Genomic DNA, 15,157 nt, shown 5'->3' with positions numbered 1-15,157 from the left:
TATAACCAATCGGTAGATTGCAAATTTAATCCGAATTTTTGGACAAATTGGTCAGCATAACCTGATACGGTGTTTTCCAGTCAAGTATTTTAAGCGGTCGCTGGTTAATTTGGAGTAACGTCGTCGTTAAATCTTGAGCACTAATGTGCTCAAAACGAGTCCCCTTAGGATAAAAATAACGTAAATTCCGATTAAAGCGTTCATTACTACCACGTTCAGCTGGCGTATAAGCATGACAGTAATAGGTCTTAATACCATATTGTGATTCAAATGATACTAGCCCACTAAACTCAGTACCACGGTCCACAGTAAAACTGTGCACCGGTCCATTAAAAGTGGTTAGGAACTTAGTCAGTGCTTCATTAACACTCGCTGTCGTTCGGTCCTTTAACCGATATGCCCAAAGGAACCGTGATTTTCGATCGATTAAAGTTAATAAAACTGCCTTACTATGCCCACGAGGACCAACGACTGTATCTAGTTCAAAATCGCCGATGCGATTACGTTGATTAATCATCATGGGACGCTGTTCAATTGATCGCCCCAAAGATTGATTATATTTGGATCGTTGGTCAACGTTACGCCGTTGGCGTACGCCATGTTCAGGTAGATCATTCAAGGAGAAATCAATTCTCCCCTGATTTAGCCAATTATAAATAGATTTAGTAGCTAGTTTAAATTCGTGAGCAATCATTCCTGGTGACCAGCTTAGACGTAAATGGTTGAGAATTTTTTGCTTTAACTCATCGCTCAGCTTAGTTTTCCGACCACATCGTGATCGCTTGTATTCGGCATCTGTTTGTGCTAATTCAGCCTGATAAGGTTGACATCGAGATAATTCATAAGAAATTGTTGACGGTGATCGGTTCAGCCGAACGCCCATTTGGATATTGGACAGCCCTAGTTCACAAAAGGTTTCGATTTTAATTCGTTCGGAATAGGTTATACTAGACAAAAGATCAGCTCCTAAAAGATGGGTTTGTGGTAAACACCATTTTAAAGGAAGCTGATCTTTTTTGTCCGAACAGCGTTCGGATTAATTTTACAATCTACCAATCTAACGTCATTGAAAATACTTTTATTGAAATATTCTGTTGTCTCTTCACTCTCTCATAAAGATCCAAAAAAGGGATACTCGTATTTTTATTAGCTTGTAACTCCTGTATTATAATACCGCCTAAATAGTACAGACTTGTTTTAGGTTTCGTATCATTCGGTAGAATCATAACTGTACCCCTCCGGATCTTCAAATATCTTGCATCGAATAAATGCATCTACTAGGATCACCCGACAATAATATTCCTTATCTTCCATAGACAGAGATTCATCCAAATTACTACTCATGTTAATGTATGTAACTAGATCACTAACCATGGATAAAAAAATAGCAGCAGAGGTTTTATCAGGATACTTAATCTTCTGACTTTGATACAACGAAATTAATTTCTGAAAAATAACAGCCTCTTTTGTCCCTTCACGTTCAAACGAATTATATATATCATCCAGTTTAGGATTAAATCTGCTTAAATCATCAATTGTCCCTTTTTGCAAAATCTCCAAATTATTAAAACGAATTTTTTGAGGTATATCAAACGGTCGTGGTGTACGATAACTCGGAGAGGTTTCTATTTGTATTTTTGAAATACTTAACAGAACTTCCGAAATTAAAGAAGTTTTTACAGGGCGTAACTCCCCTGGATCAAATTCACGATGGCAAAGCTCATTTAGTGCTAAGAGAATTTCAATTTTAGCACCTAAACATCCTCTCAAAACCTCAGTAATGCTCATAATATCAATTGCTGGATCAAATAACAGATTATATGGGTTACTAAAGCTTTTGTTTTTTAACAAATCTACACTCTTTGCGATAAATAAGAAACATAAACGATATCCTGTATATTTCGAAATTCCGCTCCGACTTAAAGTATGTTTCACTTTCGTACTAGTCGCATTTGAAGTTACCTGAATAACAATCTTATTTGTATCATCAACTAAATCTATCGCAGGATAATTAGATGTCAACTCGTTTGCTTCACGTAAATTCCAATTATTTAGTAAATTAAGGAAGTCTCTATAAAACGATTCAGCAAATACGTTACCGTCAAGAAGATTCAATTTTCCGCTAATTTCAACATCCGTAGCTAAATAAACCAGTTTTTTCTTAATGTAGTCAAAATATATTTTTCTCTGATTCATTTAAAAAAACCCCTAAGTTATGTAATTAAATATGCTAGCTTAACTCGTTAGTTCATAAGAGAGCGTAAAATATCTTGTGTAAATGCATAAAAGATTTCTGAATTGTATAGAAATAGGGAATGCCTTCCCTTATGATATTTAGTAACCACAGAAAACATCACAGGAGGCATTCCCCATGAATGAACTTACCACAGAAATTATCGCTGCACTAGCCCAAAAGCAAGATTTGGACGAAGTTTTTCGTCACCACCTCGAAATTGCGATTAACCAGCTGCTTCAAACCGAATTGGCAGAGTTTTTGGGTTACGAACGCTACTCATACGCTGGGATTAACACTGGTAATAACCGCAACGGCAGTTATGAGCGCTCGTTTGATACGAAGTACGGCCAACTTAGCTTAACCATTCCTCGAGATCGCAATGGCCGGTTTGAAAATCATACCTTGCCAGCCTACGGTCGGCACAGTGATAATTTAGAAACAACGGTCATTCAGTTGTATACCAAGGGAATTACCACTGCTGAAATTGCCGAACTCATTGAGAAAATGTACGGTGCTCACTACTCCAAAGCCACGGTTTCCAACATGACTAAAGCCGTCAATGAACAGGTTCAAGCTTTCCAGCAACGGCGACTGGCTTCACAATATGCGGCCATCTTCTTAGATGCCACTTACTTGCCGTTAAAGCGGGATACCGTTCAAAAAGAAGCCGTTCATATTGCGATTGGCATTCGTCCAGATGGTACGAAAGAAGTGCTGAACTACCAAGTGGCGCCAACGGAATCGACTGGAATCTGGACTGAACTGCTGGGAACCCTGATTAAGCAAGGTGTCAAAGATGTGCTGTTGTTTGTGGCCGATGGTTTAGTTGGTTTGGATGAAGGCTTAAATCGGCATTTTCCCAAAGCTAAACGACAACGTTGCCTGGTTCATGTTGGGCGTAATTTGATGAACAAAGTTCGTGTGAAAGACCGCAAGGCCGTGATCAGTGACTTTAAACAAGTTCATCGGGCCGCCAACCGTGAAGCAGCCGAACTGAAACTGAATGAGTTCGCCAACAACTGGCATCAGACCTATCCCAAATTAATCAAAGATCTGCTTAAAATGCCGAATTTACTCACTTTCATGGACTTTCCACCAGCTATCCGGCAATCACTATACTCCACTAACCTGATTGAGAACTTTAATAAGCATCTCAAGCGCACCACCCACCACAAAGAACAATTTCCAACGGAAGATTCACTGGATCGCTTCCTGGTTTCTCAGTTTAATGTTTATAACGAGAAGTCTCTGAAGCGGATCCACCGAGGGTTCAAAGGACTACAGGACACCTTGGAAGCATCATTTATTTAAGTTAGATACATATTATATGTACGAAGGCATTTCATTTACACAAGATTCTTGACGCTACCGTTCATAATACCACCACATATAATTTTACCCTAATTACCGCCTCACTTATGATACGGCGACCCCTCATTAATCATAAACGCCCGGTACACCTGCTCCGTCAACACTAGCCGCATCAACTGGTGGGGCAAGGTGAAGCGGCCGAAGGAAATCTGGGTGTTCGCGCGCTTCAGAACCTCTGGTGCTAGCCCTAGGGAGCCTCCAATGACGAACGTGATGTCTGAATGGCCGTAGGTGGTCAGGTCCTTCAGCTCCTTGGCAAACTCCTCTGACGAGCGTTCCTTCCCCAAAATCGCTAACGCATAGACGTACTCCCGGTCCTTGATCTTATCCAGGATCCGGTCACCTTCCGCCTGCATCACCTGATCCATCTGCGCCTGAGATAAACTCTCCGGCGCTTTTTCGTCAGGAACTTCTACGATACTGAATTTACAGAACCGTGACAGCCGCTTAGCGTATTCCGCGATTCCCTGTTTGAAGTACTTCTCCTTTAACTTCCCTACCACCACAAATTTGATGTTCATAACTCTACTCCTATCCACAAGTTGTCCACAAAGTTATCCACAGGTGCACAATCTTTTTTCCTAGATATTGGGGGTCGGTAATTCCGCCCTACCACATCTATTTTTTCGCAAAATGTCAATGCCTTTTTAGTTATCCACAATTATACCCCGAAACACCCGTTCGTGACAAGTCACCTTAATCCCTGCTACGACGCCTTTTCATAGTACCCTCTGGGGTATCAAATTATTTTATCCACCGGCACCACCTCAACCTGTGGATAACTTTTGCACCCGCTTTAGTTGCCGGTGCCACCCCGTTTATCAAATTCCCTTGCGGACAACTCATCGGTTATCCCCAAGTTATCCACAGCCCATTTTGCCAATTACTTTTGGGCCTGAATCACCACCCGTCCCCGCTAACATTTCGTTCGGCTGGCCGACCACTGGCGCCGTTTTCATTCCCCACACCACCGCGCAATTCTTCGGCTTTTCATCACACCACGCCAAAAAAGCGCCGGGACCTCCGTCCCGACGCTTTTTCGCTACCCAGCTTAACTGGCCGAGTTTTCATTCGTCGTAGTCTTCAATTGTGAAGAGCTCTCCGTCAACTTCACGTTAGTGGTCTTCTTCTTACCGTTATGGTAGTAAGTCATGGAGACCGTATCGTTTAACTTGTACTTGTACAAAATGTCTCGCAACGTGGACTGGTCGCTGATCTTATGACCGCCCATCTCGGTGATAACATCGTACTTACTCAAGCCGGCCTTCTTCGCCGGGGAGCCCGAGTTAGCACTCATCACCACGACCCCGTTGGTCACACTAGTTGGCAACTTCAGGATTGACTTCCGCTGGTCTGACGATACATTGGCTAAGTCAACGTAGGTGATCCCCAACGCTGGCCGAACCACTTTCCCGTTCTTAACCAGCTGGTTGATGATGTTGACCACTTCGTTCGACGGAATGGCAAAGCCCATCCCCTCGACACTGGTTCCCGAAGTATCACTGGCAATCTTCGAAGACGTAATCCCGATGACCTGGCCGCCGACGTTGATCAGCGCCCCACCAGAGTTCCCGGGGTTGATCGCCGCATCCGTTTGGATAACCGTGGCGTTCCCGGTCTGGGTCCCTGCGGAGTTCGTGGTTTCAATAGTCCGCTTCTTCGCGGAAATGATCCCTTCCGTCAAGGACGTTGCGTACTGGCTGCCCAGTGGTGACCCGATCGCCAAGGCGGTCTCGCCAACCTTGATCTTATCGGAGTTTCCGAAGGACGCCACCGTCTTCAGCGACGTGCCGTTGACCTTCAACACGGCCAAGTCGGTGACGGCATCCTTCCCCACTAACTTAGCTTGGAGTTGCTTCCCACTACTGGTTACGACCCGCAATGCGGAGGACCCGGAAACCACGTGATTGTTGGTCACGATGTAGGCCGTATTGCCGTCCTTCTTGTATACGACCCCGGAACCTTCCGACGCCTCTTCCAATTCTGACTTAGAACTGGACGCCGAGGACGAGGAACTCTGGCCGAACAGTTCACCTAAGGTCCCACTACTACTGCTTTGGTTCTGCAGATTGATCACGGAGACCATAGCCCCCTTGACCGAATTGAACGCCTTAGTGGACTGACTATTCACGTTGACCGTCACGTTCGAGGTCTTAGTGTTGCCAGTCTTGTTCGTCCCGGCTGGGACCGCCGTATCGTTGATCCCACTGTTATTCAAGTAGTTGATTCCGCCGTACGCGACACCCCCACCTAAGAGCCCGGCAACCGCCGCTGTGACGGCCACCTTGGTCAGGGTCAACCCCCGTTTCTTCTTGGGTTGTGGGTCACTTGGTTGCTGCGGCGCCTGTTGGTCGTTAAACCCTTGGGTCGTCTGCTGGTTAGACTCGTTTTGTTGGTTATTGAAATCGTTGTTATTATTATCAGCCATTTTCTCGCGCGCTCGCGCTAACCCTCCTCATTCACGACCGGTGGTTTGACCAGTCGTCATTTTATACCCCTTATTTTAGCGGGTGAGTGTGAATTTTTCTTGATGAATGTTTGTGGAAGTCCTAAAGATTCCCTTACAGTGTCACCAGGGGCGTGGCTTGCTCTGGCTGAGTATCCAGCAACTCGAAGTCGTGACCGACCCCGAAGTCCTGGTTCTCCATCATCGACGCCACGGTCAGATGACACAGCGATTGCATATTGTTATGCAGACTCCGGTGGCCCAGATAGATCCGCTTGGTCCGATTCCCCAGCACATCCATTAAGACGTCGGCGCCTTCCTCGTTGGACAGGTGGCCCTTGTCGCCCAAGATTCGCTGCTTCAACGGCCAGGAATAGTCGCCCATCCGCAACATCTCGACGTCATGATTACATTCCAGCAGATAGGCGTCCGCGTTCTTGATCACACCTTCCACGTGCTCCGACACGTAGCCGGTATCCGTCAGAATCACGAAGGTCTTCCCCTCATAGTGAATCGCGTAGAACTGGGGTTCCGCCGCATCGTGGGACACAGAGAAACTCTCCACGTCGATGTCGCCAAAGGTCTGGACGGTATCCGGCGCAAAGAGGTGCTTTTGGGCCAGATCGACCTTGCCGATCCGGGGCGCCATGGCATCCCAGGTCCCTTGATTGGCGTAAACGTCTAACTGTTCGTACCGCCGGGCGAGAATGCCCACCGCCTTGCGATGGTCGGTATGCTCGTGGGTGACCAGCAGGGCGTTGACGTCGGTCAAACTCCGGTCAATGTCGCCCATCAATTTTTCAATTCGTTTACCACTCAATCCCGCGTCAATCAGCAGGCGTTCGTGCGGACTTTCAATGTACGTTACGTTGCCGGTACTGCCGCTGGATAGGACACTGATGCGTAAACCATCTTTTACTTCCGTACTCAACTAATATCGAACCCTCTCTTAACCTAATACCGCTATGATACCGCATCTGCGCTTGGTTGTAACTCAATTCATGCGCCGCGCTTGATTTAAAAAAGCGGTTCTCCCTCGAGAACCGCCGGTATCACTGCTGTTTCTATTCACTGGCCGTAGCCGTCCCACTGACCGTCTTGACGTTGCTATCCGACGTGAGGATGGTTCCGGTAAAGGCGTTGACGTGCTTCAGTTGCATAGTCCCCGCATCGTTCCCGCTGGTGGGTTTGACCGCAATGACCCAGGTTGGGATGTAGACACTGCTGTTCTTCAAGGTGAAGTAGCGGGTGTACGCCAACTTGGTCCAGACGACCTTAGTGTTGTTTTGAATCTGATTATACTGGTACAACCAGATCAGCGCTTTACGCTCCGAAATCATGGCCGTCCGTTCCCGCAACGTCGAGACGTCGTTCAGGTAGCCCTGTGTGTAGCCAGTGATACTCCCGTCGTTGGTCAGGCTGAAGCGCAGCTGACCGTAACGTGAGTAGATTTGACCATCCGCCACCCGCTGCGTGTAGACCACCGTGTTTTGACTCGACAAGCGGGCACTGTACTTGTACTCGCCCCCGTTTAGAATCAACGAAGCGTTGGCCACCACCGTATCCAACGTGTGGTTGGGGTGCTGGGTATCGACGCCCGTGATCGGAGTCTTGAAGGTCGACGTAATCAGATCATCATTGTACTTGACGGTCTGGTCGGACAGACTGGTCAACTGACCCTTGATGGCGTCATCGTTGGTGGTCGCCACGTAGTACCCCTCGGTACTCTTCTTAGACGGCGACTTAAACGAGATGTTATCAGCCCGCATCTCCTTGACAATCGTGGTATCGCTATTCGACGCCCGACTCGAGGCCGTATCCGACTGACTGTTAGTGTCCCGTTGAAAGGCCGCGAACAGAAAAATATCAATGACAATGAACGCAACTAAAAATAGCCATTCGATCCGTCGAAAATCCATGCCAGACCGTCCTCCTTACGCCTTATTTCAAGAGTTGTGTGTAGTTCTTCCAAGTGCCGTCGTAGTTGATGTACCAGGTCGGCGTCAAATCAACCACCTTATCGGAGGCTGACGACGCTGCCCACTGGTAGCCCAACTGGATACTCTCGATTTTCTTCTGACGATACCCGGCGGCCGTCAATTGGTCAATCACCGCTTGGGTGCCCGGTAACGTTATGGACTTTTTATCGTTGGGCACTGGGACCTGCAGGCTATACAGCGAGAAGTTATACCGCCGGACGCCCTGCGACAGGATCTGAATCCGCGCCGCACCGTAATCGCTTTGGTTAAAGATTGGGAACCCTTCAACGAAGCTCCGGTAGGTCACCGTATTATTGTCCCCACTATACCCGTAGTAGCGCAGGTTTTCCATCGGAATCCCCATCGACTTGACCGCGTCGTAACTGGCGGTCAGTTGCTGGTTAAAGCTCAACGTGGTCTGCATGGCGCTGTAATCTTCGTACAGGGCGATGCCCGGCTTGTTATAGACCGTCAACTGTTTCGACGTCCCATCACTATAGACCGTATTGTCCTTGTTCTTCTTGGCCGTCACGTTGGTCGCTTCCCCGTTATTTAGCAAGCGCGAGGTAAAGTAATCGGTCGACTGGTGGTTGACCAGATAACTATACGACTGGACCGTCACGGAATTCGGCATGTAGGCCATGGCACTGCCGTTCAGCCACTGCATGTTGATGGTCATCCGGAACAGGTTCTCCCGTAAGATGGCCTTGAGGCGCTTAGTCGACGCATCCTTGACGGTCACCCGGTAGACGTCCTGATTGCGGTCGTCTAACAAGTACACGTGGCGGGCATCGTTGAGTGGCACCATGATTCGGCTGAACTGACTACTGCTCCGGGTGATTTTCGCCCCGAAGACGGTATTGAAGATCTTCACGTTGACCGGACTAGCGTACGACAACAGAAGACTGTTCTTCTGACTGACGTAGTCCATGTAGTCTTGGTGCGAGACATCGCGCACGCGGGCGATGTGGCCGAACTGCCAGGCAGACATTGCCGTTCGAATCTCGGAGGTCAGGTTGATCTTCCGGTTATTCAGCAGTTGTTGCTTGCCCGTCGCATCGGTATGGATCACCTGAGTCGGCAGATACACGTCCCGCTGCGGCCGCGTGTTCAGCTCCGTCGTTGGATTATTCGAACTGCGCTGCCGGTTTCGCTCATACTGCGCCGGGTTGGTCCAGATCAGCGCCGACAACGTGACACTGATGACCACGGCAATGGTCAAACCGACGGGCAACAGGGCTTTAGTTATCTTCATCCCAGAGATCCTCCTCCTCGTACGGCTTGTATGGTAGAGAAATGTAGAACGTTGACCCGCGCCCTTCGCGACTGTCGACCCAGATTCGGCCGCCCAGCATCTGGACGACTTCCTTGGAAATCGCCAGACCCAGTCCCGTTCCGCCTTGGGCCCGTGACCGTGCTTTATCGACCCGGTAGAACCGGTCGAAGATCCGCGGAATATCGGCCCGTGGAATCCCGAGGCCTTGGTCCGCCACACTTAAGATGATGTTGTTATGGGTCTCCAGCAGGCGACACGTGATGACCCCACCATCTGGTGAGTACTTGATGGCGTTGTTCATCAGATTATCCAGAACTTGGGTGAAGCGGTCCGTATCGATTTCGACCCATAGGTCCCGCTTCGTAAATTCACGTTTGATACTGTAAGTCTTCTTGGGTTGGTCGTCCTGTTCAATGATCATATCGAACCGGTCCAACACGTAGTTGAAGAGTTCGTTGAGGTTGACCATTTCCAAGTTCAACTTTTGCGTCCCAGAATCCATCCGCGACAAGGTCAACAGGTCGTTGATCATCCGGATCATCCGGTCAGTTTCTTCCTGGGTCACTTTCAAGAACCCAGGCGCTACCTTGGGATCCTTCCAGGCCCCTTCGGATAAGGCTTCAATGTAAGACCGAACACTGGTCAACGGCGTCCGCAGCTCATGCGACACGTTGGAGACGAATTGCTTCCGGTCTTGATCGATCTTTTGTTGTTCCGTAACGTCGTGTAAGACACAGACCAGACCGGAAATGAAGCCCGACTCCCGTTGAATCAACGAGAAGTAGGCCTGCAAGATCAGGTCGTGTTCCTTGGTCGAGAAGTCCAAGACCAAGTCATCGGGGTCCTCTAAGAGTTCCCGCAAGGTGTAATCCTGGCGAATCGCCAGTAGGTCCAGAATCGACTTGCCCACGGCATCGTCCGCATCAGTATCCAGGAAGCTGGCGGCCGTTTCGTTAATGATAGTAACGTTCCCGCGCCGGTCGGTGGCAATGACCCCATCGGTCATGTGGGACATCACGGAATCCAACCGTCGCCGTTCCGATTCGGTGGACTCTTGGGCTTCTTCGACCCGCACGGACAGGTTATTGACCGCACTGGCCAGTTGGCCCAGCTCATCGTTACCGTAGACGTGTACGTGACCGGAGTAGTCCCCCCGGGCGATGCGCAGGGTCTGTTTCTTCATTTCGTCAATTGGCCGGGTAATTGCCCGGGAAATAATCACGGCCATCACCAGCCCCAGAATAATCGCCACAAAGGTCGCGGAGACGTAGATCAGCGTGATCTGGTTGATGTTCTGGTAGACCGAGTCAAGGCTGGAGCGCATGTAAATAACCCCTACCAATTCACTGTTATTGCCCTGCGTTCGGATCAGCCGGGTAATCGTGGTGTAGTAACGGCTATTATTCTGCGAGTTGTACGTGGTGCGTACCACGTCCCGGTTGTTGTAGATGGCATTCTTAATGTCATTATCGGTGGTCTTCTGACCCACGATGCCTTGGTTATCGGCTTCGTTGGTCCCCCGAATCGTCCCCTTGTTATCGATCACCCGAATCTGGGCGTTGTTGGTGTTGTTGATTTCGGACAACGTCCCCTTGATCTGCCGGTCAGACTTAGTGGTATTGGTCGCGGTGAGTTGGGTCGATAACCGGTTCATGATATAGGTTTGAACCACCTGTTGTTGTTTAAACGTCGTTAGGTTCTGGTGCTCCAACTGCCGTACGAAAACGGCCCCCACGATTTCCAGGGTCAGCAACAACAGCAAAGCAAAGACTAAGGCGATTTTAAAATGAATCGACTGAAAAAACTTAATTTTGCTATTCACGAAGTTCCATACTCCTCCGCCACAGATTTAGCGTTTCCGCTAGCTTAGGCCTGATCGGATTCAGGGTTACGCAAATAGTAACCCACTCCCCGCCGGGTCACTAACCAAGTTGGGTGGCTGGGGTTATCTTCAATCTTTTCCCGTAGCCGCCGAACCGTGACGTCAACGGTCCGCACGTCCCCAAAGTAGTCGTAGCCCCAAACCGTCTGGAGCAAGTGTTCCCGGGTCATCACTTGGCCAATGTGTTGGGCCAGGTAATGCAACAGTTCGAATTCCCGGTGCGTCAATTCAATGTTCGCGCCCCGCTTTGATACGGAATAGGCTTCGGGGTGAATCGTCAGATCCCCGATTTCAATGTCTTGGTTTTCAGGTTCTTCGGGTTGAGCGTGGGCTGCCGTGTTCTGCCGCCGCAAGTTCGCCTTAACCCGGGCCACCAGTTCTCGGTTGGAGAACGGCTTGGTGACGTAATCATCGGCCCCGAGTTCCAAGCCTAAGACCTTATCTAACTCGGAATCCTTAGCCGTGACCATGATGATGGGCATGTCATGCTTCTTCCGGATTTCCCGGGCAACTTCCAGCCCGTCGATCTTCGGCAGCATCAGGTCTAAGATCACCAGATCCGGCGTATTTTCCTCAACGTGTTGCAGGGCCGCTTCACCATCGTAAGCGACATCGACCTCGTAACCTTCCTTTTCCAGGCTAAACTTCATGATATCTGAAATCGGCTTCTCGTCATCGACAACTAGAACTTTTTTAGGCATATTAAAAATTTCCTCCTTAAGGGAAGTACAAATCGATCCGGTAATTGCAGGATTACCGGCAGACCGGCCGCTGGGTGTCAGGATACCACCGTCAGCGGGGTCACTCATTTAGAATTAGTGGTGCAGATTCTTATCGTTTAAAGTCATATCGTAGTGGCGTGAGCAATCGCTCGAACGCCGGTGACACACAGGTCGCACTGACCGTCCTGATAAACTTCCAGTGACGGCAAAATAGTGCTACCTGAATTATAACACATCCCGAACCGGGTTTCAGGTCAGTTCCCCCAACGCTTTAAGCTGGTCTTAACCTAAACATTTCCCGGGAAATACCGTCCACGGGTTATGCCATCTTGTCCGGGCCAGAAACGTTAGGTCCCAGCCCCCGTCATTCCGGGATTCCACCCTAGAATAACCCCGTGGCCGGGCACCGGTCCACCAGAAGCTTTCGCCAGATAAGTCAGTGACTCAAGTCAGGTACCGGGAAGAATGGCTTCCAAATTCCGTCAGGGTCACCCACAAAAAGTCCCGTAGCTGACCCCCTAAAAGACCCATAGGCAAAATTTTCGGTAACTTTTTTAGCAAAAGGGGTTGCGTTATCCCGGGGTTACATGATACGATAGTTCTCGTCGAAAAGATATGGGCAGTTAGCTCAGCTGGCAGAGCAACGGACTCTTAATCCGTGGGTCCAGGGTTCGATCCCCTGACTGCCCATCATATCTTCACACTAATCAGCTTTCACGATTTGATGATCGTGGTTGCTGATTTTTTTATGGCCAAAATTTTAGTAACGCCCCACCCTTAAATGGTTCTACAATATCTGTTGTTGGTAATAGATTTTTATCTATTACTGATGACAGATTTTTTGTTTATCATTAGAATAAAAAAGCGGACATCTCCCGTCCGTTAACTTGCTCCCACCACAGAATTAAGTCAAGAAAGGAAATGCCCTATGTCAAATGATACTACGAAAATGTTGTTAGGAATAGATGATGAACACTTAATAATTGAGGAAGGACAAGTGGGTGATGATGGAGTGATTCGATTGGTGGGGTCCCTAAACTACACCCCCAAGGCATGCCGCAATTGTGGGATTATCAATGATCACCAAATTATTGGCTATGGTTGGCGGAAGACCACCATTAGATTCGCAAAAACATTGGGCAGCACCGTTATCCTGTGTCTCAATCGGCGAAACTTTCACTGTAAGGCTTGTCATACCAATTTCCTGGCGCAGACGAATGCGGTGCCGAAACACTGCACGATTTCAAATACGACCCGCAAACAATGCTTAGAAAAACTGACCGAACCGGTTTCGCTCAAACACATTGCCGATGAGTTATCCACTTCGGATTCATTCGTTGGTCGGCAGCTCTTGCGCGCTGAACGGGACTTTCAAACCAACTGGCACTATTTACCAAAAGTTCTCCTCATGGACGAAGTTAAAAGCACTAAGAGCGCCACCGACGCGATGAGCTTTGAATTTATGGATGCGGAAACCCACGAATTGATCGACCTGTTACCCTTTAGGACCATTTATCAGCTTCAAAAGTATTTCCAGCATTACGACCAGGCTGCGCGAGAAAATGTGAAAATTATCGTCACCGATATGAACTATACCTATCCCAAATTGGTGGGGCAGATCTTTCCGAACGCCATCGTTGTCATCGATCCGTTCCACTTGGTTAACGCTTTAAATCGAGCTTTTAATAAGACGCGGGTGCGCCTCATGAAAACCCTGGCGACTTCCTCACGCGAGTATCACGCCCTAAAACGCTATTGGAAACTATTATTAACGCCGGAAAATCACCTCAACTACGAAGCTTTCCGTAAGTGGACAAACTTCCCTTATCCAGCGACTGCCACTGATGTGGTTGATGCTTTATTGGACATTGATCCCGAGCTCAAGCAAACTTACAACGTGATGAATCGGTTACGTGAAACCATCAAAAACCGTGATTGGCCCAACTATAATCAAGTATTCCATCACTTAGAGGGCTGCTCGGAAGAGATGTTGGCAACCCTCCAGACCCTAGCGACTCATCATGATGAAATTGGCAATACCTTTACTCACCATTACACCAACGGGCCCTTAGAAGGTTCAAACAACAAGATTAAAGTCATTAAACGCACTGGATTTGGTTACCGAAACTTCTTCAGATTCCGGCTAAGAGTGCTGTTCGCTTTTCGAGTTCATACAAAAAGAGCTCTAATCACCAAGTGATTAGAACTCCAATATTTTGTTCACCAACAACAGTTGACGAAGAACCCCTTAAATTGCATAAAAATAAAATAATTTCAAAAAAAGCTTGCGCCCTACCAAGGTTACATGATATGATAGTTCTCGTTGATAAGACATGGGCAGTTAGCTCAGCTGGCAGAGCAACGGACTCTTAATCCGTGGGTCCAGGGTTCGATCCCCTGACTGCCCATCATGTTAAAATCAGCTATTCCGCGGGAGCTTCTCCGGAATAGCTGATTTTTTGTTTACCAAATGATTATTTATCCATTACAATGAGCAAATATCCATAAAAGGACGGCGAGGCCCCTTGGCTACGCAACAACAGAATGGATACCCCTATCGCTTCTTGGCGCTGGTGATTGGGCTCGTGTTAAACGCCTTTGGCAACGCACTCTCGGTTTCTGCCAACTTCGGCAGTGGCATCTGGACCGCCGCGTGCGTCAATATCGCAAACTGGCTCCACGGCGACGTGGGCCTGATTCTCTTCATCGTGGGGGTGGGAAGTGCCACGCTGAATCAATTCCTGATTCACCACTGGGACGCCTGGCGCTGGATCGGTGAGGTCTGCTTTATCGCAAGCTTCAGCTACTTCATCGACCTCTTCGTGGCCCTCTTCCAGTCTTGGGGGCTTCCCAGCCTGGCAGCACCTTGGCGCCTGCTCCTCAGCATCCTGGGGGTCACCATCTTTGCCATTTCCATCTCCATCTACCAACGGGCCAACCTGGTGATGCACCCGAACGACGACACCTCCAATATTTTACGGTTTCTCTACCTCGATGGTCGGGCGACCCTCTCGCAATTCGTCGATTTTATCCCGCCAATCCTAATGTTAGTGGTTTGCGTCCTCGGCACCCATCAGCTTTACTCCGTTAACGTGGCGACCGTCTACTCCATGCTCTTCAACGGCGTGATTATCGCGGCAACCGACCGCTGGGTGTTGCCCAGCCTGCACCACAACTTCCGCGCTCACGTCCAATAACATCCACTGCACACAAAAGCCCCCCGTTCACCCGAACGGAGGGCTTTT

At 48.6% G+C, this 15,157-nt stretch carries 13 protein-coding genes and 2 tRNA genes; 5 read left to right on the top strand and 10 right to left on the bottom strand.

Features of this window, described 5'->3' with window-relative positions; translation table 11 throughout:
- Window positions 1-25: 25 nt before the first annotated feature.
- The 3 genes from RIN67_RS00165 to RIN67_RS00160 form a co-directional block, all read right to left on the bottom strand.
- Complete coding sequence (locus RIN67_RS00165; protein WP_313825885.1) at window positions 26-955, bottom strand: IS30-like element ISLpl1 family transposase; 930 nt, start codon at window positions 953-955, stop codon at window positions 26-28.
- Between the two features lie 94 nt (window positions 956-1,049).
- Complete coding sequence (locus RIN67_RS13345; protein WP_369075932.1) at window positions 1,050-1,226, bottom strand: ABC-three component system middle component 6; 177 nt, start codon at window positions 1,224-1,226, stop codon at window positions 1,050-1,052.
- Window positions 1,210-2,196, bottom strand: coding sequence for an ABC-three component system protein (locus tag RIN67_RS00160; protein ID WP_265000487.1), 987 nt, complete (start codon window positions 2,194-2,196; stop codon window positions 1,210-1,212). Before RIN67_RS00160 ends, RIN67_RS13345 begins: the two co-directional genes overlap by 17 nt.
- Before the next feature lie 175 nt (window positions 2,197-2,371).
- Between RIN67_RS00160 and RIN67_RS00155 the strand changes: the two genes are divergently transcribed.
- Entirely contained in the window at window positions 2,372-3,547 is a 1,176-nt protein-coding gene (locus RIN67_RS00155; protein ID WP_313825919.1) for an IS256 family transposase, read from the top strand.
- Window positions 3,548-3,648: 101 nt separating this feature from the next.
- Here RIN67_RS00155 and rlmH read toward each other — a convergent pair whose 3' ends face one another.
- From rlmH to yycF, 7 genes are all read right to left on the bottom strand, one after another.
- The gene (rlmH, locus tag RIN67_RS00150; RefSeq protein ID WP_107739419.1) at window positions 3,649-4,128 is read right to left on the bottom strand and encodes a 23S rRNA (pseudouridine(1915)-N(3))-methyltransferase RlmH; all 480 of its coding nucleotides are present in this window, start codon (window positions 4,126-4,128) and stop codon (window positions 3,649-3,651) included.
- Between the two features lie 530 nt (window positions 4,129-4,658).
- A complete protein-coding gene (locus tag RIN67_RS00145; protein ID WP_265000298.1) occupies window positions 4,659-6,035 on the bottom strand; it encodes a S1C family serine protease in 1,377 nt (458 codons plus the stop codon).
- Between the two features lie 133 nt (window positions 6,036-6,168).
- Window positions 6,169-6,984 carry an MBL fold metallo-hydrolase gene (locus tag RIN67_RS00140; RefSeq protein ID WP_056944978.1) on the bottom strand — a complete coding sequence of 272 codons (816 nt, stop codon included), beginning with the start codon at window positions 6,982-6,984 and terminating at the stop codon, window positions 6,169-6,171.
- A 133-nt stretch (window positions 6,985-7,117) separates the two neighbouring features.
- Window positions 7,118-7,972 carry a two-component system regulatory protein YycI gene (locus tag RIN67_RS00135; protein WP_107739417.1) on the bottom strand — a complete coding sequence of 285 codons (855 nt, stop codon included), beginning with the start codon at window positions 7,970-7,972 and terminating at the stop codon, window positions 7,118-7,120.
- A gap of 22 nt (window positions 7,973-7,994) precedes the next feature.
- Window positions 7,995-9,287: a YycH family regulatory protein gene (locus tag RIN67_RS00130; RefSeq protein ID WP_265000297.1), complete on the bottom strand. Its 1,293-nt coding sequence runs from the start codon at window positions 9,285-9,287 to the stop codon at window positions 7,995-7,997.
- The gene (gene walK, locus RIN67_RS00125; protein WP_107739413.1) at window positions 9,274-11,130 is read right to left on the bottom strand and encodes a cell wall metabolism sensor histidine kinase WalK; all 1,857 of its coding nucleotides are present in this window, start codon (window positions 11,128-11,130) and stop codon (window positions 9,274-9,276) included. Before walK ends, RIN67_RS00130 begins: the two co-directional genes overlap by 14 nt.
- A gap of 44 nt (window positions 11,131-11,174) precedes the next feature.
- Complete coding sequence (gene yycF, locus RIN67_RS00120) at window positions 11,175-11,891, bottom strand: response regulator YycF (RefSeq protein ID WP_024747823.1); 717 nt, start codon at window positions 11,889-11,891, stop codon at window positions 11,175-11,177.
- Window positions 11,892-12,529: 638 nt separating this feature from the next.
- Between yycF and RIN67_RS00115 the strand changes: the two genes are divergently transcribed.
- The 4 genes from RIN67_RS00115 to RIN67_RS00100 all read left to right on the top strand — a co-directional run bounded on the left by RIN67_RS00115 (window position 12,530) and on the right by RIN67_RS00100 (window position 15,109).
- Window positions 12,530-12,602 (top strand) — tRNA-Lys (locus tag RIN67_RS00115).
- Window positions 12,603-12,840: 238 nt separating this feature from the next.
- Entirely contained in the window at window positions 12,841-14,112 is a 1,272-nt protein-coding gene (locus RIN67_RS00110) for an ISL3 family transposase (RefSeq protein WP_035181568.1), read from the top strand.
- A 135-nt stretch (window positions 14,113-14,247) separates the two neighbouring features.
- Window positions 14,248-14,320 (top strand) — tRNA-Lys (locus tag RIN67_RS00105).
- A 165-nt stretch (window positions 14,321-14,485) separates the two neighbouring features.
- On the top strand, window positions 14,486-15,109 hold the full coding sequence (locus RIN67_RS00100) for a hypothetical protein (RefSeq protein ID WP_235714931.1): 624 nt from the start codon (window positions 14,486-14,488) through the stop codon (window positions 15,107-15,109).
- Window positions 15,110-15,157 lie beyond the last annotated feature (48 nt).

It is taken from the genome of Levilactobacillus namurensis, from assembly GCF_032197885.1.
In the GTDB taxonomy this organism is placed as follows: domain Bacteria; phylum Bacillota; class Bacilli; order Lactobacillales; family Lactobacillaceae; genus Levilactobacillus; species Levilactobacillus namurensis_A.
The sequence above is the reverse complement of the archived record's forward strand: the minus strand, read 5'-3'. Positions and strand labels throughout refer to the sequence as shown.